The organism is Sulfitobacter indolifex, from assembly GCF_022788655.1.
GTDB lineage: Bacteria > Pseudomonadota > Alphaproteobacteria > Rhodobacterales > Rhodobacteraceae > Sulfitobacter > Sulfitobacter indolifex.
The window spans coordinates 518,893-541,991 of the sequence record NZ_CP084951.1 but is presented as its reverse complement, the minus strand read 5'-3'; the positions used below and the strand labels follow the sequence as shown (position 1 = coordinate 541,991).

At 57.7% G+C, this 23,099-nt stretch carries 34 protein-coding genes; 4 read left to right on the top strand and 30 right to left on the bottom strand.

Annotated elements, in window-relative coordinates; genetic code table 11:
• Positions 1-198: 198 nt before the first annotated feature.
• The 14 genes from DSM14862_RS02650 to rpmC form a co-directional block, all read right to left on the bottom strand.
• On the bottom strand, positions 199-846 hold the full coding sequence (locus DSM14862_RS02650) for an adenylate kinase (RefSeq protein WP_007118859.1): 648 nt from the start codon (positions 844-846) through the stop codon (positions 199-201).
• A complete protein-coding gene (gene secY, locus DSM14862_RS02645; RefSeq protein ID WP_007118858.1) occupies positions 843-2,225 on the bottom strand; it encodes a preprotein translocase subunit SecY in 1,383 nt (460 codons plus the stop codon). The genes DSM14862_RS02650 and secY overlap by 4 nt, the downstream gene beginning before the upstream one ends.
• Before the next feature lie 119 nt (positions 2,226-2,344).
• Entirely contained in the window at positions 2,345-2,827 is a 483-nt protein-coding gene (gene rplO / locus DSM14862_RS02640) for a 50S ribosomal protein L15 (RefSeq protein ID WP_007118857.1), read from the bottom strand.
• Between the two features lie 636 nt (positions 2,828-3,463).
• A complete protein-coding gene (gene rpmD / locus DSM14862_RS02635; protein WP_007118856.1) occupies positions 3,464-3,652 on the bottom strand; it encodes a 50S ribosomal protein L30 in 189 nt (62 codons plus the stop codon).
• A 2-nt stretch (positions 3,653-3,654) separates the two neighbouring features.
• Positions 3,655-4,236, bottom strand: coding sequence for a 30S ribosomal protein S5 (gene rpsE, locus DSM14862_RS02630; protein WP_007118855.1), 582 nt, complete (start codon positions 4,234-4,236; stop codon positions 3,655-3,657).
• 171 nt (positions 4,237-4,407) lie between these two features.
• Positions 4,408-4,767 carry a 50S ribosomal protein L18 gene (gene rplR, locus DSM14862_RS02625; RefSeq protein WP_007118854.1) on the bottom strand — a complete coding sequence of 120 codons (360 nt, stop codon included), beginning with the start codon at positions 4,765-4,767 and terminating at the stop codon, positions 4,408-4,410.
• Positions 4,768-4,778: 11 nt separating this feature from the next.
• Positions 4,779-5,312 (bottom strand): 50S ribosomal protein L6, encoded by a 534-nt coding sequence (gene rplF, locus DSM14862_RS02620; RefSeq protein WP_007118853.1) that lies wholly within the window; start codon positions 5,310-5,312, stop codon positions 4,779-4,781.
• Positions 5,313-5,322: 10 nt separating this feature from the next.
• Positions 5,323-5,715: a 30S ribosomal protein S8 gene (rpsH, locus tag DSM14862_RS02615; protein ID WP_007118852.1), complete on the bottom strand. Its 393-nt coding sequence runs from the start codon at positions 5,713-5,715 to the stop codon at positions 5,323-5,325.
• Between the two features lie 12 nt (positions 5,716-5,727).
• The gene (gene rpsN, locus DSM14862_RS02610) at positions 5,728-6,033 is read right to left on the bottom strand and encodes a 30S ribosomal protein S14 (protein ID WP_007118851.1); all 306 of its coding nucleotides are present in this window, start codon (positions 6,031-6,033) and stop codon (positions 5,728-5,730) included.
• A gap of 18 nt (positions 6,034-6,051) precedes the next feature.
• Positions 6,052-6,615, bottom strand: coding sequence for a 50S ribosomal protein L5 (gene rplE, locus DSM14862_RS02605; protein ID WP_007118850.1), 564 nt, complete (start codon positions 6,613-6,615; stop codon positions 6,052-6,054).
• Positions 6,608-6,919, bottom strand: a complete 312-nt coding sequence (gene rplX, locus DSM14862_RS02600; RefSeq protein WP_007118849.1) for a 50S ribosomal protein L24 — start codon at positions 6,917-6,919, stop codon at positions 6,608-6,610. The genes rplE and rplX overlap by 8 nt, the downstream gene beginning before the upstream one ends.
• 2 nt (positions 6,920-6,921) lie before the next feature.
• A complete protein-coding gene (rplN, locus tag DSM14862_RS02595; RefSeq protein ID WP_007118848.1) occupies positions 6,922-7,290 on the bottom strand; it encodes a 50S ribosomal protein L14 in 369 nt (122 codons plus the stop codon).
• A 63-nt stretch (positions 7,291-7,353) separates the two neighbouring features.
• The gene (gene rpsQ, locus DSM14862_RS02590; RefSeq protein WP_007118847.1) at positions 7,354-7,599 is read right to left on the bottom strand and encodes a 30S ribosomal protein S17; all 246 of its coding nucleotides are present in this window, start codon (positions 7,597-7,599) and stop codon (positions 7,354-7,356) included.
• A 14-nt stretch (positions 7,600-7,613) separates the two neighbouring features.
• On the bottom strand, positions 7,614-7,817 hold the full coding sequence (gene rpmC, locus DSM14862_RS02585; protein WP_007118846.1) for a 50S ribosomal protein L29: 204 nt from the start codon (positions 7,815-7,817) through the stop codon (positions 7,614-7,616).
• A 180-nt stretch (positions 7,818-7,997) separates the two neighbouring features.
• Here rpmC and DSM14862_RS02580 point away from each other — a divergent pair, with 180 nt between their 5' ends.
• Together DSM14862_RS02580 and DSM14862_RS02575 are read left to right on the top strand one after the other, a co-directional pair.
• Complete coding sequence (locus tag DSM14862_RS02580; protein ID WP_040700482.1) at positions 7,998-8,618, top strand: TIGR02466 family protein; 621 nt, start codon at positions 7,998-8,000, stop codon at positions 8,616-8,618.
• Between the two features lies 1 nt (position 8,619).
• On the top strand, positions 8,620-9,204 hold the full coding sequence (locus tag DSM14862_RS02575; protein WP_040700480.1) for a hemerythrin domain-containing protein: 585 nt from the start codon (positions 8,620-8,622) through the stop codon (positions 9,202-9,204).
• A 21-nt stretch (positions 9,205-9,225) separates the two neighbouring features.
• Here DSM14862_RS02575 and DSM14862_RS02570 read toward each other — a convergent pair whose 3' ends face one another.
• Positions 9,226-9,429 (bottom strand): hypothetical protein, encoded by a 204-nt coding sequence (locus tag DSM14862_RS02570; RefSeq protein WP_007118843.1) that lies wholly within the window; start codon positions 9,427-9,429, stop codon positions 9,226-9,228.
• 146 nt (positions 9,430-9,575) lie between these two features.
• Between DSM14862_RS02570 and DSM14862_RS02565 the strand changes: the two genes are divergently transcribed.
• The gene (locus DSM14862_RS02565) at positions 9,576-10,148 is read left to right on the top strand and encodes an NYN domain-containing protein (protein WP_007118842.1); all 573 of its coding nucleotides are present in this window, start codon (positions 9,576-9,578) and stop codon (positions 10,146-10,148) included.
• A 73-nt stretch (positions 10,149-10,221) separates the two neighbouring features.
• Here the strand turns inward: DSM14862_RS02565 and rplP are convergent, their stop codons facing one another.
• From rplP to DSM14862_RS02530, 7 genes are all read right to left on the bottom strand, one after another.
• Positions 10,222-10,635 carry a 50S ribosomal protein L16 gene (gene rplP, locus DSM14862_RS02560; protein WP_007118841.1) on the bottom strand — a complete coding sequence of 138 codons (414 nt, stop codon included), beginning with the start codon at positions 10,633-10,635 and terminating at the stop codon, positions 10,222-10,224.
• Positions 10,636-10,648: 13 nt separating this feature from the next.
• A complete protein-coding gene (gene rpsC / locus DSM14862_RS02555) occupies positions 10,649-11,356 on the bottom strand; it encodes a 30S ribosomal protein S3 (protein WP_007118840.1) in 708 nt (235 codons plus the stop codon).
• Positions 11,356-11,736 carry a 50S ribosomal protein L22 gene (gene rplV, locus DSM14862_RS02550; RefSeq protein ID WP_007118839.1) on the bottom strand — a complete coding sequence of 127 codons (381 nt, stop codon included), beginning with the start codon at positions 11,734-11,736 and terminating at the stop codon, positions 11,356-11,358. The genes rpsC and rplV overlap by 1 nt, the downstream gene beginning before the upstream one ends.
• A 3-nt stretch (positions 11,737-11,739) precedes the next feature.
• Positions 11,740-12,018, bottom strand: coding sequence for a 30S ribosomal protein S19 (gene rpsS / locus DSM14862_RS02545; RefSeq protein ID WP_007118838.1), 279 nt, complete (start codon positions 12,016-12,018; stop codon positions 11,740-11,742).
• 3 nt (positions 12,019-12,021) lie between these two features.
• Positions 12,022-12,864, bottom strand: coding sequence for a 50S ribosomal protein L2 (gene rplB, locus DSM14862_RS02540; protein ID WP_007118837.1), 843 nt, complete (start codon positions 12,862-12,864; stop codon positions 12,022-12,024).
• Positions 12,865-13,177: 313 nt separating this feature from the next.
• Entirely contained in the window at positions 13,178-14,299 is a 1,122-nt protein-coding gene (locus DSM14862_RS02535; RefSeq protein ID WP_007118836.1) for a PRC-barrel domain-containing protein, read from the bottom strand.
• 250 nt (positions 14,300-14,549) lie between these two features.
• Positions 14,550-15,581, bottom strand: coding sequence for a fatty acid desaturase family protein (locus DSM14862_RS02530; RefSeq protein WP_007118835.1), 1,032 nt, complete (start codon positions 15,579-15,581; stop codon positions 14,550-14,552).
• A 173-nt stretch (positions 15,582-15,754) separates the two neighbouring features.
• Here DSM14862_RS02530 and DSM14862_RS02525 point away from each other — a divergent pair, with 173 nt between their 5' ends.
• Positions 15,755-16,180 (top strand): DUF1801 domain-containing protein, encoded by a 426-nt coding sequence (locus DSM14862_RS02525; RefSeq protein ID WP_007118834.1) that lies wholly within the window; start codon positions 15,755-15,757, stop codon positions 16,178-16,180.
• Positions 16,181-16,213: 33 nt separating this feature from the next.
• Here the strand turns inward: DSM14862_RS02525 and DSM14862_RS02520 are convergent, their stop codons facing one another.
• The 8 genes from DSM14862_RS02520 to rpsL form a co-directional block, all read right to left on the bottom strand.
• Positions 16,214-16,510 carry a 50S ribosomal protein L23 gene (locus tag DSM14862_RS02520; protein ID WP_007118833.1) on the bottom strand — a complete coding sequence of 99 codons (297 nt, stop codon included), beginning with the start codon at positions 16,508-16,510 and terminating at the stop codon, positions 16,214-16,216.
• Positions 16,507-17,124, bottom strand: a complete 618-nt coding sequence (gene rplD / locus DSM14862_RS02515) for a 50S ribosomal protein L4 (protein WP_007118832.1) — start codon at positions 17,122-17,124, stop codon at positions 16,507-16,509. The genes DSM14862_RS02520 and rplD overlap by 4 nt, the downstream gene beginning before the upstream one ends.
• Positions 17,121-17,999, bottom strand: a complete 879-nt coding sequence (gene rplC, locus DSM14862_RS02510) for a 50S ribosomal protein L3 (RefSeq protein WP_007118831.1) — start codon at positions 17,997-17,999, stop codon at positions 17,121-17,123. Before rplC ends, rplD begins: the two co-directional genes overlap by 4 nt.
• Before the next feature lie 17 nt (positions 18,000-18,016).
• Positions 18,017-18,337: a 30S ribosomal protein S10 gene (gene rpsJ / locus DSM14862_RS02505; protein WP_007118830.1), complete on the bottom strand. Its 321-nt coding sequence runs from the start codon at positions 18,335-18,337 to the stop codon at positions 18,017-18,019.
• A 375-nt stretch (positions 18,338-18,712) separates the two neighbouring features.
• Positions 18,713-19,888 (bottom strand): elongation factor Tu, encoded by a 1,176-nt coding sequence (gene tuf, locus DSM14862_RS02500; protein WP_007118020.1) that lies wholly within the window; start codon positions 19,886-19,888, stop codon positions 18,713-18,715.
• Positions 19,889-19,974: 86 nt separating this feature from the next.
• Complete coding sequence (gene fusA / locus DSM14862_RS02495) at positions 19,975-22,101, bottom strand: elongation factor G (protein ID WP_007118829.1); 2,127 nt, start codon at positions 22,099-22,101, stop codon at positions 19,975-19,977.
• A 65-nt stretch (positions 22,102-22,166) separates the two neighbouring features.
• The gene (gene rpsG, locus DSM14862_RS02490; protein WP_007118827.1) at positions 22,167-22,637 is read right to left on the bottom strand and encodes a 30S ribosomal protein S7; all 471 of its coding nucleotides are present in this window, start codon (positions 22,635-22,637) and stop codon (positions 22,167-22,169) included.
• 87 nt (positions 22,638-22,724) lie between these two features.
• The gene (rpsL, locus tag DSM14862_RS02485; protein WP_007118826.1) at positions 22,725-23,096 is read right to left on the bottom strand and encodes a 30S ribosomal protein S12; all 372 of its coding nucleotides are present in this window, start codon (positions 23,094-23,096) and stop codon (positions 22,725-22,727) included.
• Between the last annotated feature and the right edge of the window lie 3 nt (positions 23,097-23,099).

Sequence of the window (23,099 nt, the reverse complement as noted above, 5' to 3'; positions counted from 1 at the left end):
GGCGATAAGGCCATCGGGCTGAGGCTGATCAGGTGATCTTGCGGGGATAGGCCGGGCCCGTGCCGCAATTTGATTCTCTTTCGAGATAGGGGTGACTATGAGGTTTTGCGCAGGGCGTCAAGCCGCTGCGCAAAACTGTGCTACTGTGGCGCTGTCTGAGGAAAGCGAGCGGCACCCCCTTCCCTTTCGGCAGGCATATCAGGCGTCTAGAACGCCCGCGATCTCGGCACGGACTTCGTCGATCTTGCCCAGACCATTCACACCGCTCAGCATGTCCTTGGCGTAGTAGTAGCCAATCAGCGGGGAGGTCTGCTTGTAATAGGCCATCAGACGGGTCTTGAGGCTTTCCTCATTGTCATCCGCGCGGCGCTTAAACTCGGTCCCGCCACAGTTGGTGCATTTGCCATCTTCGGGGATCGGCTTAGTCAGGTCGTTATAGACCTCACCGCAGCTTGCGCAGGTTGAGCGGGCGGTGATGCGGGCAACGAGCGCCTCATCGTCGACCTTCATCTCGATCACGGCATCAAGGGTCTGACCTTCTTGCGCCATCAAATCAGCCAGCGCGTCGGCCTGTGCCAAGGTGCGTGGGAAACCGTCAAAGATGAAACCGCCATGCGCGGCCTTATCAGACAGCTTTTCGCGGATCAGGCCGATGACGATCTCATCGGTGACCAACGCGCCACGGTCCATAACGTCGGCAACGATCTTGCCCATCTCTGTGCCGCTGTCCTTGGCTTCACGCAGCATATCGCCGGTGGAGAGTTGGACCATATTGCGGGTTTCGACCAGATGACGTGCTTGGGTGCCTTTGCCTGCGCCCGGAGGCCCGAGAAGGATAATATTCATCGACGTACGGGGCTCCGTTTCTTGCGTGGACCTTTACCTTTGCCTGCACCTTTGCCGCGCAATTGCGAGCGCTCAAGCAGACCTTCGTATTGATGGGCGAGCAAATGGCTCTGCACTTGTTGAATGGTGTCCATCGTCACCGACACGACGATCAGCACCGATGTGCCGCCGAAGTAGAAGGGAATGGCGAACTGACCGCGCAGGATTTCCGGCAGAACACAGACCGCAGCGAGGTAGAACGAGCCCAAGACCAGAATTCGGTTCACGACATACTCAAGATACTCAGCGGTGCGCTTGCCCGGACGGATGCCCGGCACAAAGCCGTTCTGGTTCTTGAGGTTGTCGGCCACGTCATCAGGTTTGAAGCTGACGTTGAACGTATAGAAATATGCAAAGAAGACGATCATCGCCACGAAGAACAGCAGATAAAGTGGCTGACCGGGACCGAAGTTCGCCAGAAGCCAAGACATCACAGGGCTGGTGGAGTTGCCTGAGAAAGTGCTGACCGTAACGGGCAACAGCAGCAGCGAAGAGGCAAAGATCGCCGGAATCACGCCCGCTGGGTTCACTTTAACCGGCAGGTGCGAGGTGCCGCCGTCATACATCTTCATGCCAACTTGGCGGCGGGGATACTGAATATGGATCTTGCGCAGCGCGCGCTCCATGAAGACCACGAACATGATCGTCGCAATCACCATGACCAGCACGCCAATAATCACCGCAGGGCTGATCGCGCCAGAGCGGCCGGAGGCAAAGAACTGCGCGATGGCGGCGGGAACTTCGGCGATGATGCCAACGAAGATGATGAGCGAGATGCCATTGCCGATGCCGCGCGCGGTGATCTGTTCACCCAGCCACATCAGGAACATCGTACCGCCCACGAGCGTGATCATACAGGCCGCGATGAAGCCGAAGCCCATCTGACCATCAGCGACGATGTCACCGGCCTGAAGGCTGACCGCGAGGCCGTAGGACTGCAAGGTCGCCAGCGCCACCGTGCCGTAGCGCGTGTACTGGTTGATCTTCTTGCGCCCCTGCTCGCCCTCTTTTTTCAACTGTTCCAGCGCTGGTACCATGGAGGTCAGAAGCTGAACAATGATCGAGGCCGAAATATAGGGCATGATGCCCAGAGCGAAGATACCCATCCGGCCAAGTGCGCCACCGGTGAACATCGAGACCATGCCGCCGATGCCCTGCCCCGCGCTCTCCATGAAGTCACGCAGCGCGCCACCGTCGATGCCGGGCACCGGGATGAAGGTGCCAAGGCGGTAAACGATGAGCAGCCCGAGTGTGAACAGGATCCGATTGCGCAGGTCTGTTGCCTTGCCCAATGCGGCCCAGCTCGTGTTCGCGGCCATGTTTTCGACGGCAGATACCATGAGGGGTCTCTTCTTTTGTTGCGAAAACGCCGCCCGGGCCGTTTTCCGGCGGGCGGCGTTCGGGAAAACTTGAGGTTATGTAAGCGGCTGGCGCGCCGCTCACAAGCCTTAAGGCCGCTTTACTCGGATGCCTCAGCAGCCTTCGCAGCCGCCACAGTCACCTTGCCGCCTGCCTTCTCGACCGCTTCGATGGCGGACTTGGAAGCGCCAGCGACGTTCAGGTCGATCTTGGAGGTGATGTCACCTTTGGCCAGAACGCGGATACCGTCCAACTCGCGACGGACCAGACCGGAAGCGATCAGAGCGGTCGCGTCGATGGTGTTGCCAGCGTCGAGCTTCTTGGCGTCGATGAATTTCTGGATCAGGCCCAGGTTCACAACTGCGTAGGATTTGCGGTTCGGCTTGTTAAAGCCACGCTTGGGCAGACGCTGGTAGATCGGCATCTGGCCGCCTTCAAAGCCCTTGATCGCCACGCCGGAACGGGACTTTTGACCTTTGATACCACGGCCACCCATTTTACCCTTGCCAGAGCCGGGGCCACGGCCAACGCGCATACGCTTTTTGGTTGCGCCTTCGTTGTCGGAAAGTTCGTGAAGTTTCATGTCGCTTCTCCTTTTGCCGGAAATGGCCCCCAGCGACGGGAGTGGCCAAACGCGGCGTTTCGATTCCATTGCGACCCAACACGGGCCACCGGGGGCGTATAGGGGATGGCGCGAGGCGTGACAAGGGGGTGGGCAAACGCAGGTAAGGCGTCCCCCTCCCCCTACCTGCGCAATCCGTTTGATTAATGGCAGTGGTATGGCTCTGACCCGGCATGACAGCATTGACCGGGCGGTGAAAATTTCCGGCACCGCCGCCATGCGAAGGAACTTCGGAGGTATAGCGTGTGGCGCTTTGCGTGTGAGCCGACGCGAAGGATGGCATGCCGACCGTCGCAATAATGAGTACAAAAACTGAAAAGGCTTTCATCGTTTATCCAATACGTTTACGGCCCCGCCAAAATATACGAGGCCACTCAACGTTAGATGTTAACTAAATATTAACAAGTGTAGAGAATCCCGCTCTTACGGTAGCAGCGATATCCTCATGGTTCCGTAAGACCCGATCGAAGGCATCCACGATCACTCCAACACATATGTCCGGAACAGTACGCGAATCCGCAAATGAAAAAACGCCCCGCAGTTTCCTGCGAGGCGTCTTCGTAGAGTGGTCCCCCACCCTACCGCTAAACCTTAAGTTCAGCCCTTCTCTTCGACGATCTCGACCATGTGCGAGACCTTGTTGATCATGCCGCGCACGGAAGGTGTATCTTCCAGCTCACGGGTACGACCCATCTTGTTCAGACCCAGGCCAACCAAAGTTGCCTTTTGCTTGGCGGGGCGGCGGATCGGCGAGCCGACCTGCTTGATTACGAGTGTCTTGGCCATGCTTATGCCTCCTCAGCCACTTGTGCGGAGGACTCTACGTTGTCTTCACGCTTGGGCAGAATGTCAGCCACTTTCTTGCCGCGACGCTGCGCGACGGAACGGGGCGATTGCTCTTTTTTCAGACCGTCCAGAGTGGCGCGGATCATGTTGTAGGGGTTCTGCGAACCGATCGACTTGGACACAACGTCCTTAACGCCGAGCATTTCGAAAACGGCACGCATTGGACCACCGGCGATGATACCGGTACCTTCTGGTGCTGTCCGCATCACAACTTTGCCGGCGCCGTGGCGGCCGTGCATGTCGTGGTGCAGTGTACGACCTTCGCGCAGTTGCACGCGGATCATCTGACGCTTGGCTTGCTCAGTCGCCTTACGGATGGCCTCGGGTACTTCTTTCGCTTTACCCTTACCAAAGCCGACGCGGCCTTTCTGATCGCCCACGACCACGAGTGCGGCGAAGCCGAAACGCTTACCACCCTTAACGGTCTTGGACACGCGGTTGATCGCGACCAGACGGTCAGCGAATTCCGGGGTCTCGTCGCGCTGGTTGCGGCGGTTGCCCCCACGGTTGTCATCTCTTGCCATCTGGCATCTTCCTTTTTCTGCGGCCCCTTGGGGCCCCTATTGGTCAATCCTGGTGGGCCATCGGCCCCCGGATCATCGAGAGGGCCAGCGTGGCCCTCTTCGTAGGAAAGCTGCGCACGTGGCACAGCTTCCATATGAAAGCAGGTGCGTGGTTGCCCACGCACCGCACAATCAGATTTTCAGACCGCCTTCGCGGGCCGCTTCGGCCAAAGCTTTGACCTTGCCGTGGAACAGGAAACCGCCACGGTCGAAGTATGCTTCGGTCACGCCGGCCTTCTTGGCACGCTCGGCAATCAATGCGCCGACCTTGGTCGCCGCTTCGACGTTGTTTTTGCCAACGACGCCCAGATCCTTCTCCATGGTGGAGGCGGAAGCCAGTGTCACGCCGTTCACATCGTCGATCAGCTGAGCCGAGATGTTCTTGGACGAACGGTGTACCGACAGACGCATGCGCCCGGCGTTCACTTTGCGGAGTTTGTTCCGAACGCGCATGCGGCGTTTCAGGAACAGCTGTCTTTTGGTGTTTGCCATCTTTCCGTTCCTTACTTCTTCTTGCCTTCTTTGCGGAACACGAACTCACCCTTGTAGCGGATGCCTTTGCCCTTATAGGGCTCGGGCTTGCGCCAAGCGCGGATGTTCGCAGCGACTTGACCAACAAGCTGTTCGTCAATGCCTTCCACAATGATTTCGGTCTGCTTCGGTGCTGTCACGGTGACGCCCTCGGGCGCAACGTAGTCAACATCGTGGCTCAGGCCGAGGTTCAGTCTCAGCGTGTTGCCATTGATGGCTGCACGATAACCAACACCTTGGATCTCAAGCTCTTTCTTGAAGCCCTTGGTGACACCAGTCACCAGGTTTTCGATCATGGTGCGGGACATGCCCCACTGCTGACGTGCGCGCTTGGACTTGCCACGCGGTGTCACAGTGATTGCGCTGTCTTCGACCGTCAGCGTTACGTCGTCAGTCGCGCGGAAGCTGCGGGTGCCCTTGGGGCCCTTAACTTCGATCGTCTGACCGCTGACCTCTGCCGAGACGCCCGAAGGCATGGCGACAGGTTTCTTACCAATACGAGACATGGTCTACTCCTTAGAATACGGTGCAGAGCACTTCGCCGCCAACATTGGCAGAACGTGCAGACGCGTCCGACATCACACCCTTGGAGGTGGAGACAATCGACACACCGAGGCCTTGACGGACAACGGGGATGTCATTGACGGACATGTAGACGCGACGACCGGGTTTGGAGACCCGCTTCAATTCGCGAATAACAGGTTCGCCCTCGTAGTACTTCAGGCTGATCTCGATAGCGGGGTGGCCATCGGCGCCCGTCATCTTTTCGTAGCCGCGGATGTAGCCTTCGTCGGCCAGCACGTCCAAGACCCATGCACGCAGCTTGGAAGCCGGTGTGGAAACTGTGGATTTGCCGCGCAGCGAAGAGTTACGGATGCGTGTCAGCATATCTGCGATAGGATCGTTCATCTGATGCGCTCCTTACCAGCTCGACTTGACCATGCCGGGGATTTGGCCCGAAGAGCCAAGGTCCCGCAGCGCGATCCGCGAAATTTTCAGTTTACGATAGTAGGCGTGTGGGCGGCCCGTCAGCTGGCAGCGGTTGTGCAGACGCACAGCAGAGCTGTTGCGCGGCAGTTTCGCCAGTTTCAGGGAAGCGCGGAAACGCTCTTCCATCGGTTTGCTTTCGTCGCTCACGATCTCTTTCAGAGCCGCGCGCTTCTCAGCGTACTTCTTCACCAGTGCTTCGCGCTTCTTCTCGCGCTCAATCATGGATTTCTTAGCCATTTCTAATCCTTCCCGCGCTTATGAATTGAAGGGCATGTTGAAAGCTTTCAACAGCGCCTTGGCTTCAGCGTCGGTTTTCGCCGTGGTGGCGATCACAATGTCCATACCCCAGGTCTCGTCAACTTTGTCGAAGTCGATCTCGGGGAACACGATATGCTCTTTCAAGCCCATGGCGTAGTTGCCACGGCCATCAAAGCTCTTGCCCGGAACGCCGCGGAAGTCGCGGATACGGGGCATTGCGATCGTGATCAGACGGTCAAGGAATTCGTACATGCGGTCACCGCGCAGGGTCACTTTCGCACCCAGCGGCATTTCTTCACGTACGCGGAAACCAGCGATGGATTTCTTGGCGATGGTTGTCAGAGCCTTCTGGCCTGCAATCGTCGTCAAGTCTTCCTGAGCCGACTTGGCTTTTTTGCTGTCGCGAACGGCTTCGGCACCACAGCCGATGTTCAGAACGATTTTATCCAAACGAGGGATCATCATGTCGTTCTTGTAGCCGAATTCCTCTTTCAGGGCGGCGCGGATCGTTTCGCGGTATTCGGCCTGAAGGCGGGGTGTGTAGGTTGCGGTATCAAGCATCGATCACGTCCCCCGTGGTCTTGGCAAAGCGCACTTTTTTGTCGCCTTCGATTTTGAAACCCACGCGGGTGGCTTTACCGTTGGCATCCACCAATGCGAGGTTGCTCAGGTCGATCGGCATCGCCTTGGGGATGCGGCCGCCCTGAGATGTCTGTGTCTGGCGCGTTGCGCGGATGGCGATTTTCACACCATCGACGATTGCTTTACCGGACTTCGGGTCAACGGACGAGATGGAGCCTGTCTTGCCCTTGTCCTTGCCGGACAGCACGATGACCTTGTCACCTTTGCGAAGTTTAGCAGCCATGATTACAGCACCTCCGGAGCGAGCGAGATGATTTTCATGAAGTTCTTCGCACGCAGCTCACGAACAACCGGCCCGAAGATACGGGTGCCGACAGGCTCGTTGTTGTTATTCAGGATAACAGCAGCGTTACGGTCGAAACGGATGGCGGTGCCATCGTCACGACGAACTTCTTTGGCGGTGCGAACGACAACGGCCTTACGGACGTCGCCTTTTTTCACACGACCGCGAGGGATGGCTTCCTTAACCGACACGACAATGATGTCGCCGACGGATGCGTATTTACGCTTGGAACCACCCAGGACCTTGATGCACTGAACACGGCGAGCGCCGCTGTTGTCAGCAACATCCAGGTTGGTCTGCATCTGGATCATTTGGTTTCTCCCGACCTTCTGGGGGGCGATGCGGCCCTCATCCCAGGGTTTCGTTTAAGGGGTTTAGGCTTCGGCTGTTTCCGAAGTCAAAACTTCCCAACGTTTGGTTTTCGACTTGGGTGCACATTCGATGATGCGGACGCTATCGCCCACTTTGAATGTGTTGTTCTCGTCGTGAGCCCGGTACTTCTTGGACTTACGAATGGTTTTCTTCAGAACCGGGTGCGTAAAGCGGCGCTCTACCGAAACGGTTACGGTCTGTGCGTTGGCGTCCGATGTCACGGTGCCTGTAAGGATACGCTTGGGCATTTTTCAGGCTCCTCTTATTCGGCTGCCGCAGCAGCGGCTTTCTGGTTCAGCACGGTGTGGACACGGGCCACGTCACGCTTCACGGTCTTCAAACGAGCGGGGTTCTCCAGCTGGCCGGTGGCCTGCTGAAAACGCAAGTTGAAGGATTCTTTTTTCAGGTTCACAAGTTCGTCGCGGAGCTGGTCCGGCGTCTTGTCATGTAGTTCGCTGGCTTTCACGGCCTCTTCCTTTCAACATCACCAGTAGGCCCCTGTGGGGTGACCATGATTCTGGTGGAGTTCATGATGAAAGGTGCCAATACGCGCTGAGGTCACACATAGCAACCCCTGCTGGCCCGCACAGGTGCTTTTGGCGCAAATAGGCTGGCGATGGGGGTATGTTCGGCGTATGACGGGGCCATGTCAAACATCAAATCGCTTTTCGCCACCCGCCTCTATCATGCCGCCCTGTCGGCGCACGGCAAGCCCATCGATACCGATGAGCTGGCCGCCTCTTGTTTCTCGATCGCCGAAGATGACGAGGCCGGTCAGGACTGGTGCGAAGAGAACGGCTATGCTGGCTACACCTCTTATGCCTCGCTAGACGACCTGCCCTACCGCTTCCCGATCTTCAAAGATCTGGTTGCGGTGCTGGACAAGCATGTCGCGGCCTTTGCCAAAGACCTCGAGTTCGATCTGGGTGACCGCAAGCTGGTGCTCGACTCGCTATGGCTGAACATCCTGCCCGAGGGCGGCATCCACACATCCCACATTCACCCCCACTCGGTGATCTCTGGCACGACCTATGTGACCATGCCCGAAGGCGCCAGCGCGATCCGTTTTGAGGACCCGCGCCTGCCAATGATGATGGCCGCCCCCGGTCGGGTAAAAGACGCCCGCGAGGAACTGCGCCCCTTCATCTATGTTGCGCCCGAAGCTGGCGATGTGCTGCTGTGGGAAAGCTGGCTGCGCCATGAGGTGCCGATGAACATGATCGAAGAAGATCGTGTTTCGGTGAGCTTCAACTACAATTGGGCCTAGGATGCCAGAACACCCCGACGGGCGGCCCCTGTCAGAGTTAATGATAGACCCCGACAACCGCCCGCCGCTGCCACAGCTAGACAAGGTCACTGACGACCAGCGCCAAGCGGGGCGGCATCTGGCAGCCATTCACAGGCATTACCTAAAGGATCTCGCGCGCATTGCGCAGATCATGGCCCGGATCGAAGCCGGAAAGACGCCACCCGCCGATCTAGCCCATATCGTCCTGCATACTGAGATGGCCCAGAATTTCGCTGCTGCCGGAACGCTCTGCGGGCAGCAATGCTGGGCGTTGACGATGCATCACAACATCGAAGAACAAAGCATCTTTCCGCAGTTGCAGACCCGTGGGTCTAAGGCTGTCCGCACCATCGTGGATCGGCTACGGGCTGAGCATGAGGTTGTGCATGCGCTTTTGAAACGGCTCGCCAAGGCCGCGGAAGGCTTGACCGAAACACCAAGCGCGAAAGACTTTAGCGAAACCCGCGCAATCTTTGACCAACTCGTCACCGTCGTGCAGTCACACTTCCATTTCGAAGAAACTGCGCTGGCCGAGGCTTTGGGCGTCTATCAGATCGATATCTGACGGCACACCATCGCGCTTGGACTACTTCTTGGCCACCTTCGCCGCCTCTTCCTGCGCCTTTACCGCTGCCTTCTCTTCTTTGGTCAGCTTATTGCCCCACTGATTATTGCTGAGGCCCAAATCGCTGGGCATCGGCTTGGTCTTTCCCTTTTTGACCTCCCCACCCTTGTCGAGGAACGCACGGATCAAATCTTCGTCGGTGTTGGGCTTTGGGACGTGTTTCATGTGACTGGGCCTTTCCTGTCGCGAGGAGTTGTGACGAGGCTACCGACAATTGGGCGGGATGGCCAGCACGGGCCACCGGTCTTGTCATGGCCGCATATTTGCCCGACACTCAACCCTAAGTATTATTCAAAGCAGTTATTTCGCATATGTTTACCCCGTTCTTATTACTACTTGGTTCCTTGATCCTCACCATCGCCGGCGCTTCTCTGCCGGGCTGGCAGGACTTCATGCTGCTCGGTGTGCCCTGCGTGATAGCCAGCGCAATTCTCTTGCTGCGGGCGTTGGCCCAACCCAAGCGACCCGGCAATAAATGGATCATCGTAGATGGCTCTAACGTGATGCACTGGAAATCAGGGGAGCCGAACATCAGAGTCGTGCGCGATGTCGTCGATGAGTTGCGCGCACGCGGTTACACGCCCGGTGTCGTGTTTGATGCGAATGCAGGCTACCTCCTTATCGGGCGCTATCAGCATGACAAAGCGCTAAGCAGCCAGCTCGACCTTCCTGTGGACCGGGTGTTGGTCGTTCCCAAAGGCACCCCAGCTGATCCGTATATCCTCCAATCCGCGCGGGACTACGGCGGGCAAGTGGTCAGCCGCGATCAGTTCCGCGATTGGGCGGAGGCTCACCCCGAAATCGCTGAGCCGGGGCATCTGATCAAAGGCGGCTACCGAAACGGAAAGCTCTGGCTTGATCTCGAGACCGAAGCTGTCGCCTGACAAAGCAAAACCCCCGCCGATCGCTCGACGGGGGTTCATTTCTCTTACCCACCCCGCAATCGGGGTGTGCGGCTTACCAGTCCTCGCGGACGACAACCCGGGTCTTGATCGGCAGCTTCATGGCTGCCAGGCGCAGGGCTTCGCGTGCCACGTCTTCACCGACACCGTCGATTTCGAACATGATGCGGCCCGGCTTGACCTTGGCTGCCCAGAAGTCGACGGAACCTTTACCTTTACCCATACGAACTTCGACGGGCTTGGAGGTAACCGGTACGTCCGGGAAGATGCGGATCCAGACACGGCCCTGACGCTTCATGTGACGCGTCATGGCGCGGCGTGCCGCTTCGATTTGACGGGCTGTAACCCGCTCCGGCTGCAGTGCCTTCAGGCCGTAGGTGCCAAAGTTCAGGTCAGACCCGCCCTTTGCCAGACCCTTGATCGAGCCCTTAAACTGCTTGCGGAATTTAGTACGCTTTGGTTGAAGCATTTCTCATTCCCCCTTAACGACGACCGCCGGCACCGCGAGGTGCTGGGCCGTCTTGGAGTTCCTGTGCCTTACGGTCACGCGCGGCAGGATCATGTTCCATGATCTCACCTTTGAAGATCCATGTCTTGATACCGATGATGCCATAGGCAGTCATCGCTTCAACATGGGCGTAATCGATGTCGGCACGCAATGTGTGCAGCGGCACGCGACCCTCACGGTACCATTCGGTACGCGCGATTTCGGCCCCACCAAGACGGCCCGCGAGGTTCACGCGGATGCCCAGTGCGCCCATGCGCATGGCGTTCTGCACGGCACGTTTCATGGCGCGGCGGAAAGATACCCGGCGCTCCAGCTGCTGTGCAATGCTCTCACCAACCAAGTGTGCGTCCAGCTCGGGCTTGCGGATCTCAACGATGTTGAGGTGCAGTTCCGACTTGGTCATCTTGGCGATCTTCTGGCGCAGCGTCTCGATGTCCGCGCCTTTCTTGCCAATGATGACACCGGGGCGTGCTGTGTGGATCGTGACGCGGCACTTTTTGTGCGGACGCTCGATGATCACACGGGCAACACCAGCCTGGTGGCACTCTTTCTTGATGAAGTCGCGGATTGCGAGGTCTTCAAGCAGAAGATCACCGTAATCCTTGGTGTCGGCGTACCAGCGGCTGTCCCAGGTGCGGTTCACCTGAAGACGCATACCGATCGGATTGACTTTGTTACCCATCAGGCTTGCTCCTCAACTTGACGCACTTTGATCGTGATCTCGGCAAACGGCTTGATGATCTTGCCGAACCGGCCACGGGCACGCGGGCGACCGCGCTTCATGGTCAGGTTCTTACCAACATAGGCCTCGGCCACGATGAGCTCATCGACGTCCAGGTTGTGGTTGTTCTCGGCGTTGGCAATCGCAGACTGAAGGCATTTCTTCACGTCCAGCGCGATCCGCTTCTTGGAGAAGGTCAGATCGGTCAACGCTTTGTCCACGGACTTACCACGGATCAGGGCTGCAACCAGGTTCAGTTTCTGCGGGCTTGTGCGAAGCATGCGCAGTTTTGCCATTGCTTCGTTGTCTGCCACGCGGCGGGGATTCTTATCCTTGCTCATGGCTTATTTCCGCTTCGCTTTTTTGTCGGCGGCATGACCGTAGTAGGTCCGAGTCGGGGAGTATTCACCGAACTTCTGACCGATCATGTCTTCGCTAACGTTAACAGGGATGTGCTTATGACCGTTGTACACGCCAAACGTCAGACCCACGAACTGGGGCAGGATCGTGCTGCGGCGCGACCAGATCTTGATCACTTCGTTGCGGCCGCCCTCGCGGGAAGCCTCTGCCTTTTTGAGGACATAAGAGTCAACAAAAGGACCTTTCCATACTGAACGAGCCATTGATTAACGCCCCTTCTTCTTGGCGTGACGCGAGCGGATGATAAGCTTGCTGGACGCTTTGTTCTTGTTGCGGGTCTTGGCACCCTTCGTCGGCTTACCCCAAGGAGTAACTGGGTGACGACCACCAGATGTCCGGCCTTCACCACCGCCGTGCGGGTGGTCGATCGGGTTCATCACCACACCACGTACAGAAGGACGGATGCCCTTGTGACGCATGCGGCCCGCTTTACCGTAGTTCTGGTTGGAGTTGTCGGGGTTAGACACAGCACCAACGGTGGCCATGCATTCCTGACGCACGAGACGCAGCTCGCCGCTGCTCAGACGAATCTGAGCGTAGCCACCGTCACGACCCACGAACTGGGCGTAGGTGCCGGCGGCACGTGCGATCTGACCACCCTTGCCGGGCTTCATCTCGATGTTGTGGATGATCGTACCGATTGGCATGCCCGAGAAAGGCATCGCGTTACCGGGTTTGATGTCCACTTTGGCGCCGGCGATGATTTTGTCGCCGATGGCCAGACGCTGGGGGGCCAGAATGTAGGCCTGCTCGCCGTCTTCGTACTGGATCAGTGCGATGAAAGCGGTCCGGTTGGGGTCATATTCGATCCGCGCGACAACAGCGGACATGTCCAGCTTGTTGCGTTTGAAATCAACGATACGGTAGAGGCGCTTTGCACCACCACCTGTACGACGCATTGTGATTCGTCCGGTGTTGTTCCGACCGCCAGATTTGGTCAAACCCTCAGTAAGGGCTTTGACCGGGCGGCCTTTCCACAGCTCCGAACGGTCGATCAGTACCAGTCCACGCTGGCCTGGCGTCGTCGGTTTGTACGACTTGAGTGCCATGTTCTCTGTCTTCCGTTTGCTTGGCACGCCTCCATCGAGATGAAAGCGCGTTGGTTGTAGGGCCCCGAAGGTCCCCTGTAGGAGTGGCGAATGGGGCGATTATCTCTCTCGAGGTAAGCATCCGATCCACCGGGATCGTTCAAATAGCCAAACCCCGGACGAATCCGGGGCTTGAGCCGATGTGGCGACCTAGCAGGTTCAAATCTGCCCGTCCAGTGGCCTTGGCAAGATTCCTCGCAACCCGTCGCCACAAACGAAAAGAAGGCGCCGAGGCGCCTTCTTCTATAGGTTCAAAGCTTACAAAAAGCTGGGCTTAGTCAAGGCCAATGCTTTCGGCCAGACGCATACCCGGATCAAGGATCTGCACTTCGGCTTCGTTGAATTCTGGCATGCTTTCCAGACGCTCTTCGGTCACGCCAGGAACGATAACTTCGTCTTCACGCAGGATCAGCTTCTCAACTGGAATGGCGACTTCGTTTTCGCCCATACCAAGGAAACCACCAACGCCGATGATCGCAACGACGGTATCACCGCGCACACCGATGAAGTCGATCTCACCAACGTCCTCACCAGTTTCGGTGGCAACGCTACGGCCAGTCAGTTCTTCGGCAGTCAAGTTGAAGATCGGCAGGCGCTGTACGTCTTCCTGATAGCGCTTACGGTCTTCGTCGGCCATTTTGCCTTGCTCGTCAGCGTTGAAGTCTTCCATCAGGACGCGAGCTTGCTCCTGCTCGACGTCAACGTCGGCGCTTTCGGAACCCTCAATACGCACTGTAGGCTCAGCTTCTTCGACAACCACATTGGCGTCATCGCTCTGCTCTACGTTCACGTTGGCTTCTTTTTGCTCAACGTCGACCTTGGCTTTGCCAGCTTCGTCAACATTCACGTCCGCTTCGGCGCGCTCGATTGTGACTTTAGGCTCAGCTTCTTCGATAGTGATTTTGGGCTCAGGGCGCACAAATTTCACAACGGGCTCTGGCTGGTTCAGATCAACGATTGGCTCGCCGGTGTTCACATCGACCTTCGGCTTAGGCACCTGCACAGTCACAACCGGCTCGGGGATGCGAACGGTGACCTGGGGCTGGGCCTGCTCAATGGTGATGATTGGCGCTTGCTGCTGCACACGCACGTTTGGCTCAGGTACCTGCACGGTTACTTCGGGCTGGCCCTGCTCAACAGTCACGACAGGCGCTTCCTGAGAGACATTCACGTCGGGCTCGGGAACGGTAACGTCGACTTCAGCGTCTTCCTGCTCAACGACAACTTGGCCGCCAGCAACGTTAGCTGTCGCAGCCGCATCGGCTTCGGCGTTGCGCTCGATTGTTTCTTCGACGTTCTTAGTCGGATCATCCGTGTGCTTCTCAGCCAGCACTGGTGCAGCTGCGAAAAGGGCTACGGCGGAAACGCCGGCCATGAGTGTCTTGGTATAGATCATAAGGTCTCTCCCATTAGTTCATTCAAGGTAATCAAGGCGACTGGCGCCCCGTCTTCCATGGGGAGACAACCGGCAGCTTCCTGCTGTGTTCCGACAAAATCAGGAGTTTATTTTTGGAACAATTTACGAAACCGCTGCATTGTTGTTCTCGGCCATAGCGGGGTGGTGTTCTGGTAACTTGGATGCGGCGCGAAACGCAAAACCCCCGCCGAAGCGGGGGTTTTAAAGTCGATCAGTTCAGGGGGCGAATTTACGCAGCCCGGCGCGCCTGCGCAAAAGACAAAAGACGTTTGGTCTTCTCATCCCAAAGATGCAGCCGCGCGTTCGCAAGGCTTTCGCGAACGGTCATTCGATTGCCGTCCGCCAAGGCGGCGTGATCGCGCAGTACTTCGGGCAGCCGGTAGAATGGGATGCGGCTATAGAGGTGGTGCACATGGTGAATGCCGATATTCGCACTGAGCCACTGCAAGGGCCGAGGCAGGATGTAATGCGACGAACCATGAAAAGCAGCGTCATGCAGGTCCCAAGTTTCGTCCTCTTCCCAATGGGTGGTCTCGAACTGGTGCTGCACATAGAAAAGCCACATGCCCGCAGTCGCCGCCAAAAGCGTGCTCGGCACAAAGATCAGCAGGATCGGCATGATCCCTCCGAAGTAGAAGATCACGGTAAGTGCCGCAACGATCGAAAGGTTGGTCCCCATCGCGCTCAGCCAATAGCGTGCTTTGGCCATCAGCCCCAGTGGGATGCGGTTTTGCACAAAAAACAGATAGCTCGGCCCAAGACCGAACAGCACCACCGGATTGCGATAAAGCCGATAATGAAACCGTCCGAACAGGCTCAGCGCGCGATATTCTGCGACTGTCAGGGTATGGATATCCCCAATCCCACGGCGACCGAGGTTGCCAGCAGAGGAATGGTGAATGGAATGAGTGCGGCGCCAGACGTCATATGGCGTTAGAGTTAGCACCCCCAAAACGCGGCCGACCCAATCGCTGGTACGCCTGCTGGCAAAGAATGCCGCATGGCCGCAGTCATGCTGAATGGCAAAGAGCCGCAGCAAAAAGCCCGCGTTGATGACAGAGATCGCCAGGGTTAGCCAGCCGCTCACTGACAGCGCCCACCACGCCAGTGCCCAGAGCAGGATGAAAGGCCCAAGGGTGATCGCCAGCTCGAAACTACTGCGCCAAGTGCTGGGCTCGCGGTAACGAGCCAGCACGCGCACCCAATCGCGGGCGTTCGACACATCGGCTGATGCGCCAGAGGGAAGATTTTCGTGAGACATAGTACTGCTTTTTATCGTTGCTTAATGCCTTGTAAAGGAAAGCGCGCAGCAAGCAACTTATCCGTTGGGTATTAACGCCGGGTTTCCGCCCACCCGGCCACAAACAGCCGGAATGGCGAGCCTGTTAGACGAAAGTTAATTGCTCCACCTAGGATCCAGACATACGTTTGAGCATGACCCAACCCACCCCGCCCTTTCAAAACGACGCCGTAAAGAACACGTTCGCCGGTTTTTCAGAAACTGTGCGCCCGGGCCTTTTGGAACTGCGGCGGCTCATCTTCGATGTGGCGGAAACTGAAAATGTAGGCCGCATCGAAGAAACCCTGAAATGGGGACAGCCCGCCTATCTTACACCCGAAAGCAAATCCGGCACGACGCTGCGGCTGGGGGTGCCAAAGGCGGGCGGATACGCGTTATTCGTGCACTGCCAGACGACCATAATTCCGGACGCCCGTGCGGTTTTCGCGGATGCCTTTACCTATGACGGCAACCGCGCTGTTCTTTTTAACGCACAGTCCGAAATCGCGATAGCACCGCTGGCGCTTTTGATCGCGCAGGCCCTAACCTACCACCGCCGCAACAAAAAAGGCCCCCGCTAAGCGGAGGCCTTCCTCAAATCTTTCACCGAAAGCTTACAGCCCGGTGGAGACGTCGATTGTGTTGCCCTCTTCGAGCGTCACATAAGCCTTTTTCACGTCTTTACGGCGGCCCATCTGGCCCCGGAAACGCTTGACCTTGCCTTTGGTGATGGACGTGTTCACGGCCTTCACCTTGACGTTAAAGAGCGCCTCAACGGCCTCTTTGATCATTGGCTTGTTGCTTTCAATCGCCACTTCGAAAACGACAGCGTTCTGTTCGGACGCCATGGTTGCTTTCTCGGTGATGATCGGCTTGCGGATCACGTCGTAGTGTTCATGCTTGGCGCTCATTTCAGGCGTGCCTCCAATGCTTCGATCCCCGCTTTGGTGATCACCAGAGTGTCACGCTTGAGGATGTCATAGACGTTTGCGCCCATCGACGGCAGGATATCCAAACCTTCGATGTTGCGTGCAGCCTGTGCGAAGTTCTCGTTGACCGAAGCGCCATCGATGACCAGCGTGCGCTTCCAACCCAGGTTCGACACCTGCTTGGCCAGTGCGGCTGTTTTGCCTTCGGACGTTGCTTCGTCGATGATGACCAAGGAACCGGCTTTTGCTTTGGCGGACAGCGCGTGGCGCAGACCCAGCTTGCGGAACTTTTTGGTCAGCTCGTGGCCGTGGCTACGCGGGGTTGGACCCTTGTAAATACCACCCTTACGGAAGATCGGCGCGTTCCGGTCACCGTGGCGTGCGCCGCCGGTGCCTTTTTGGCGATAGATCTTCTTTGTCGAGTAGCTGGTCTCGGACCGTGTCTTGACCTTGTGCGTACCCTGCTGCGCGTTGTTACGCTGCCAGCGTACGACGCGGTGCAGGATGTCGGCACGCGGCTCAAGGCCGAACAGTGCTTCGTCCAGGTCTACGGACCCAGCGTTGCCACCGTCGAGTTTGATGACATCGAGTTTCATGCGTCACCTTCCTTCTTGTCAGCGTCGGCATCGGAATTGTCGGCATCCGAACCTTCAGCTGCGATTTCAGCTTCAGCGGCTTTCAGCGCTTCGGCTTCCTGTGCGGCTTGCTCTTCGGCCAAACGCTTGGCTTCGGCTTCTGCCTCTGCTGCGGCTGCGGCGGCTGCCTCTTCGGCGGCTTTTGCGGCTTCTTCAGCGGCGGATTTCAGAGCGGCGGGCAGAATCGCGTCTTCGGGGAACGGCTTTTTGACCGCATCCTTGACCGTGACCCAGCCACCTTTGGAGCCAGGAACGGCGCCTTTAACCATGATCAGGCCACGCGCGCTGTCAGTCTTAACGACTTCGAGGTTCTGCGTGGTGACACGGGCAGCGCCCATGTGACCGGCCATTTTCTTACCTTTGAAAACCTTGCCGGGATCCTGACACTGGCCTGTGGAGCCGTGCGAACGGTGGCTGATGGAAACACCGTGTGTCGCCCGCAGACCGCCAAAGTTGTGACGCTTCATCGCACCGGCAAAACCTTTACCGATCGAAGTGCCTGCAACGTCAACGTACTGACCTGCGAAGTAATGGTCCGCGATGATTTCCTCACCGACTTCCAGCATCGCTTCCGCGTCGACGCGGAATTCAGCAACCTTGCGCTTTGGTTCCACTTTCGCTGCTGCGAAGTGGCCACGCATGGCTTGGCTTGTACGTTTGGCTTTCGCCGAACCTGCACCGAGCTGAACGGCAGTGTAGCCGTCACGGTCTGCGGTGCGCTGTGCGACAACCTGAAGCTTGTCCAACTGGAGAACGGTCACAGGAATCTGCTTGCCGTCTTCCATGAACAGCCGGGTCATGCCGACTTTTTTTGCAATAACGCCTGAGCGCAACATATGATTACCCTCCGGGCTTACGATTGCAGCTTGATCTCGACATCCACGCCAGCGGCGAGGTCGAGCTTCATCAGCGCGTCCACGGTCTGGGGAGTCGGATCAATGATATCCAGCAGACGCTTGTGCGTGCGGATTTCGAACTGGTCACGGGATTTCTTGTCAACGTGGGGACCACGCAGAACGGTGAATTTCTCGATTTTGTTCGGCAGCGGAATGGGTCCGCGGACCGAAGCGCCTGTGCGCTTGGCGGTGCTGACGATTTCCTGTGTAGAAGAATCGAGCACCCGATAGTCAAACGCCTTCAGGCGAATGCGGATGTTCTGGCTTTGAGCGGCCATATGCATATCCCTTGTTTTGGGATTTCAACGGATTGGAGGAAGCAGGCTCATCCGGCCCCCTCATCGCGCCTTGGTATCAAATCAAACGGGGCGCGTCTGACGCACCCCGGTGATTGGCGTCCTATAGGGGGAATCGATGGTAGTGGCAAGCAGGTTCTGAAAACGCCTCGGTTTTTAGAGCCAGTGCGCAAGGTCATGCCGCTCACAGCGTAACAGCGGACCCCGCCAGCGTTCAATCAAAACCCAACCAAACCACCCAGTTCCCTGACTTGGCTGGCATGCGCAAAAGCGCCCACCACAAAACGCAAAAGGCCGCAGCAGATGCTGCGGCCTTTCGAAAGTCTTACAAGTCAGGCCCAAAAGCCCGCCCTATAATTACTCAGTGATCTTCGACACAACACCAGCGCCAACCGTACGGCCACCTTCGCGGATCGCGAAGCGCAGACCGTTTTCCATGGCGATCGGTGCGATCAGCTCAACGCCGAAAGACACGTTGTCACCGGGCATAACCATCTCGGTGCCTTCTGCCAGCTGAACGGTGCCAGTCACGTCAGTTGTACGGAAGTAGAACTGTGGACGGTAGTTCGCGAAGAACGGCGTGTGACGGCCACCTTCCTCTTTGGTGAGGATGTAGGCTTCGGCTTCGAACTTGGTGTGCGGGTTCACGGAACCGGGCTTGCAGAGAACCTGACCACGCTCAACGCCGTCACGCTCAACGCCACGCAGCAGCGCGCCGATGTTGTCGCCAGCTTCACCACGGTCCAGCAGCTTGCGGAACATTTCCACACCTGTACAGGTGGTTTTCTTGGTGTCGCGGATGCCGACGATTTCGATTTCGTCGCCAACGTTGATCACGCCACGCTCAACACGGCCCGTCACAACGGTACCACGACCGGAGATCGAGAACACGTCTTCGACGGGCATCAGGAACGGCTGGTCAACGGCACGCTCAGGTGTCGGGATCCATGTGTCGACGGCTTCCATCAGCTTGCGGATGGAGTTCTCGCCGATCTCTTCGTCGCGGCCTTCCATGGCTGCCAGAGCGGAACCAGGCACAACGGGGATGTCGTCGCCGGGGTACTCATAGGAAGACAGCAGCTCGCGGATTTCCATCTCGACCAGCTCAAGCAGCTCTTCGTCGTCGACCTGGTCAACTTTGTTCATGTAGACAACCATCGTCGGGATGCCAACCTGACGGCCGAGCAGGATGTGCTCACGCGTCTGGGGCATTGGGCCGTCGGCGGCGTTCACAACCAAGATCGCGCCGTCCATCTGAGCGGCACCGGTGATCATGTTTTTCACATAGTCAGCGTGGCCGGGGCAGTCGACGTGTGCGTAGTGACGTGCTTCGGTCTCATACTCAACGTGTGCGGTCGAGATGGTGATGCCACGTGCCTTTTCTTCAGGCGCGCCGTCGATCTGGTCATACGCTTGGAAGTCACCGAAGTATTTGGTGATCGCCGCGGTCAGCGTGGTTTTACCGTGGTCAACGTGGCCGATTGTGCCGATGTTGACGTGTGGCTTGTTACGTTCAAACTTTGCCTTTGCCATGGTGTTGGCTCCTTTAAGTGTTGGGTGGTGGGCTTAAAAACCCACCCTACAGATTGGGTAGGGCGGGGTTCACCCCGCCATCCCGGTTATGCAAATTTGGCCTGAATCTCGTCAGAGATGTTCTGCGGCACAGGCTCGTAGTGGTCGAACTGCATGGTGAAGTTCGCACGACCGGAAGACATCGAACGCAGCGTGTTGATGTAGCCGAACATGTTCGCCAGCGGCACGAAGGCGTCGATCGCGATGGCATTGCCGCGCGTGTCTTGACCCTGCACCTGACCACGACGAGATGTCAGGTCACCAATGATGCCACCGGTGTACTCTTCCGGTGTCACAACTTCGACCTTCATGATCGGTTCCAGCAGTTTCGCGCCAGCTTTCTTCATGCCTTCGCGCATACCCATACGGGCAGCGATTTCGAAGGCCAGAACGCTGGAGTCAACGTCGTGGAACTTACCGTCGATCAGGGCGACTTTGAAGTCGATGACCGGGAAGCCCGCCAGCGGACCGGAGTCCAGAACCGACTTGATACCTTTTTCCACGCCCGGGATGTATTCCTTGGGAATGGCACCACCGACGATACGGCTCTCGAAGGAGTAACCTTCGCCCGGCTCGGTCGGCATCAGGATCATCTTAACTTCACCGAACTGACCCGAACCACCCGACTGTTTCTTGTGAGTGTAGGTGATTTCGGCTTCACGGCTGATCGTCTCACGATAAGCAACCTGTGGCGCACCGATGTTCGCTTCGACCTTGAATTCACGCTTGAGGCGATCAACCAAGATATCGAGGTGAAGTTCGCCCATGCCCTTCATGATGGTCTGACCGGATTCCAGATCGGTTTCGACGCGGAAAGAGGGGTCTTCGGCGGCCAAACGGGCCAGACCTGCAGACATCTTTTCCTGGTCGGCCTTTGTCTTCGGCTCAACCGCAATCTCGATAACCGGATCGGGGAAGGTCATGGTTTCCAGAACCACCGGATCGTTGGCGGCACAAAGCGTGTCACCTGTGGTGGTGTCTTTCAGACCGGCAAGCGCGATGATGTCGCCCGCAAAGGCTTCTTCGATCTCTTCACGGTTGATCGAGTGCATCATCATCATACGACCGACGCGCTCTTTCTTACCTTTGGTCGAGTTCAGAAGGGTATCGCCCTTCTTGAGCACGCCCGAGTAAACGCGGGTGAATGTCAGCGAGCCAACAAACGGGTCGTTCATGATTTTGAACGCAAGGCCAGAGAACGCCATGTCATCATCCGCACGACGCGGGATGTTACGGGTTTCTGTCTCATCGCCCGGCTTGAAGCCCATGTAGTCGACAACGTCCAGCGGGCTGGGCAGATAGTCGATTACGGCGTTAAGCAGCGGCTGAACACCTTTGTTCTTGAAGGCAGAGCCACAAAGAACGGGGATGAACTTGATTGCCAGCGTGCCCTTACGGATCAGCGCGCGCAGGGTGTCGACGTCCGGCTCAGCGCCGTCCATCAGGTAGTTTTCCATCGCCTCATCGTCCATCTCGACCGCAGTCTCGATGAGCTTGGCACGCCACTCGTCGGCTGTGTCCTTCAGGCTGTCACGGATTTCGCGCTGTTCCCAGCCGGCACCCAGATCTTCACCGGACCAGACCCACTCCTTCATGGTGACGAGGTCAACGAGCCCTTCGAGCTCGGTCTCGGCGCCAATTGGGATCTGGATCGGAGCAGGTGTGGCACCTGTACGGTCTTTGATCATCTTCACGCAGTTGAAGAAGTCAGCGCCGATTTTGTCCATCTTGTTGACAAAAACAATACGCGGAACCTTGTAGCGGTCAGCCTGACGCCACACGGTTTCGGTCTGCGGCTCAACACCAGCGTTGGCGTCAAGCACGGCAACCGCGCCATCGAGAACCGCCAGCGAACGCTCAACTTCAATGGTGAAGTCAACGTGGCCGGGGGTGTCGATGATGTTCATCCGGTACTTGGTGTCGGATGTCGCATCGGCTGTAGGCTCTTCCTGGCGCTGCCAGAACGTGGTGGTCGCGGCGGATGTAATGGTGATCCCGCGTTCCTGCTCCTGCTCCATCCAGTCCATCGTCGCGGCGCCGTCATGCACCTCACCGATGTTGTGGGATTTGCCGGTGTAGAACAGAATGCGTTCGGAACAGGTGGTTTTGCCGGCATCGATGTGGGCCATGATGCCGAAGTTGCGGTAGCGTTGGAGCGGATAGTCGCGTGCCATGGGGCTGCTTCCTCGAAAATGTCAGTACGAACAGATCGCGCCCGAAACCGGGCGCGACGTTGAAATTACCAGCGGTAGTGGCTGAACGCTTTGTTGGCGTCGGCCATCTTGTGCGTGTCTTCGCGCTTCTTAACGGCAGTACCACGGGACTGGACGGCGTCCATCAGCTCGCCTGCGAGGCGCTCTTCCATGGTGTTTTCGTTGCGGGCGCGCGCGGCTTTGATCAACCAGCGGATCGCCAGCGCCTGACGGCGCTCGGGGCGCACTTCGACCGGCACCTGGTAGGTGGCACCACCAACGCGGCGCGAACGAACTTCGACGGACGGCTGGATGTTTTCAAGCGCTTCGTGGAACACTTCGATCGGGGCGCGTTTGATCTTGTCTTCGACGCGTGTCATCGCGTTGTAGACGATGCGCTCGGCGACAGATTTCTTGCCGTCGATCATCAGGTTGTTCATGAATTTGGTAAGAACCAGATCGCCGTATTTGGCGTCTGGCAGGACTTCGCGTTTTTCAGCGGCGTGGCGGCGTGACATGTCAGTGTCTTCCTCTTGGCGGGTGGTGGGGCCAAGCCCCACCCAACATCGAATGGATTGGTGGGGACGCGCCCCACCACTGCGAGATTACTTCGGACGCTTCGCGCCGTACTTGGAGCGGCGCTGCTTCCGGTCCTTGACACCTTGGGTATCGAGAACACCGCGCAGGATGTGGTAGCGCACACCGGGAAGGTCTTTTACACGACCGCCGCGGATCAGAACCACAGAGTGCTCCTGAAGGTTGTGGCTCTCGCCCGGGATGTAGGAGATGACTTCGAAACCATTGGTCAGGCGCACTTTGGCAACCTTACGCATGGCCGAGTTCGGCTTCTTGGGTGTTGTTGTGTAAACCCGTGTGCAGACGCCACGCTTTTGCGGGCACTCCTGCAGGTGCATGGATTTCGAACGTTTGACTTTCGGCTGCCGCGGCTTGCGGATCAGCTGTTGGATCGTTGGCATTCC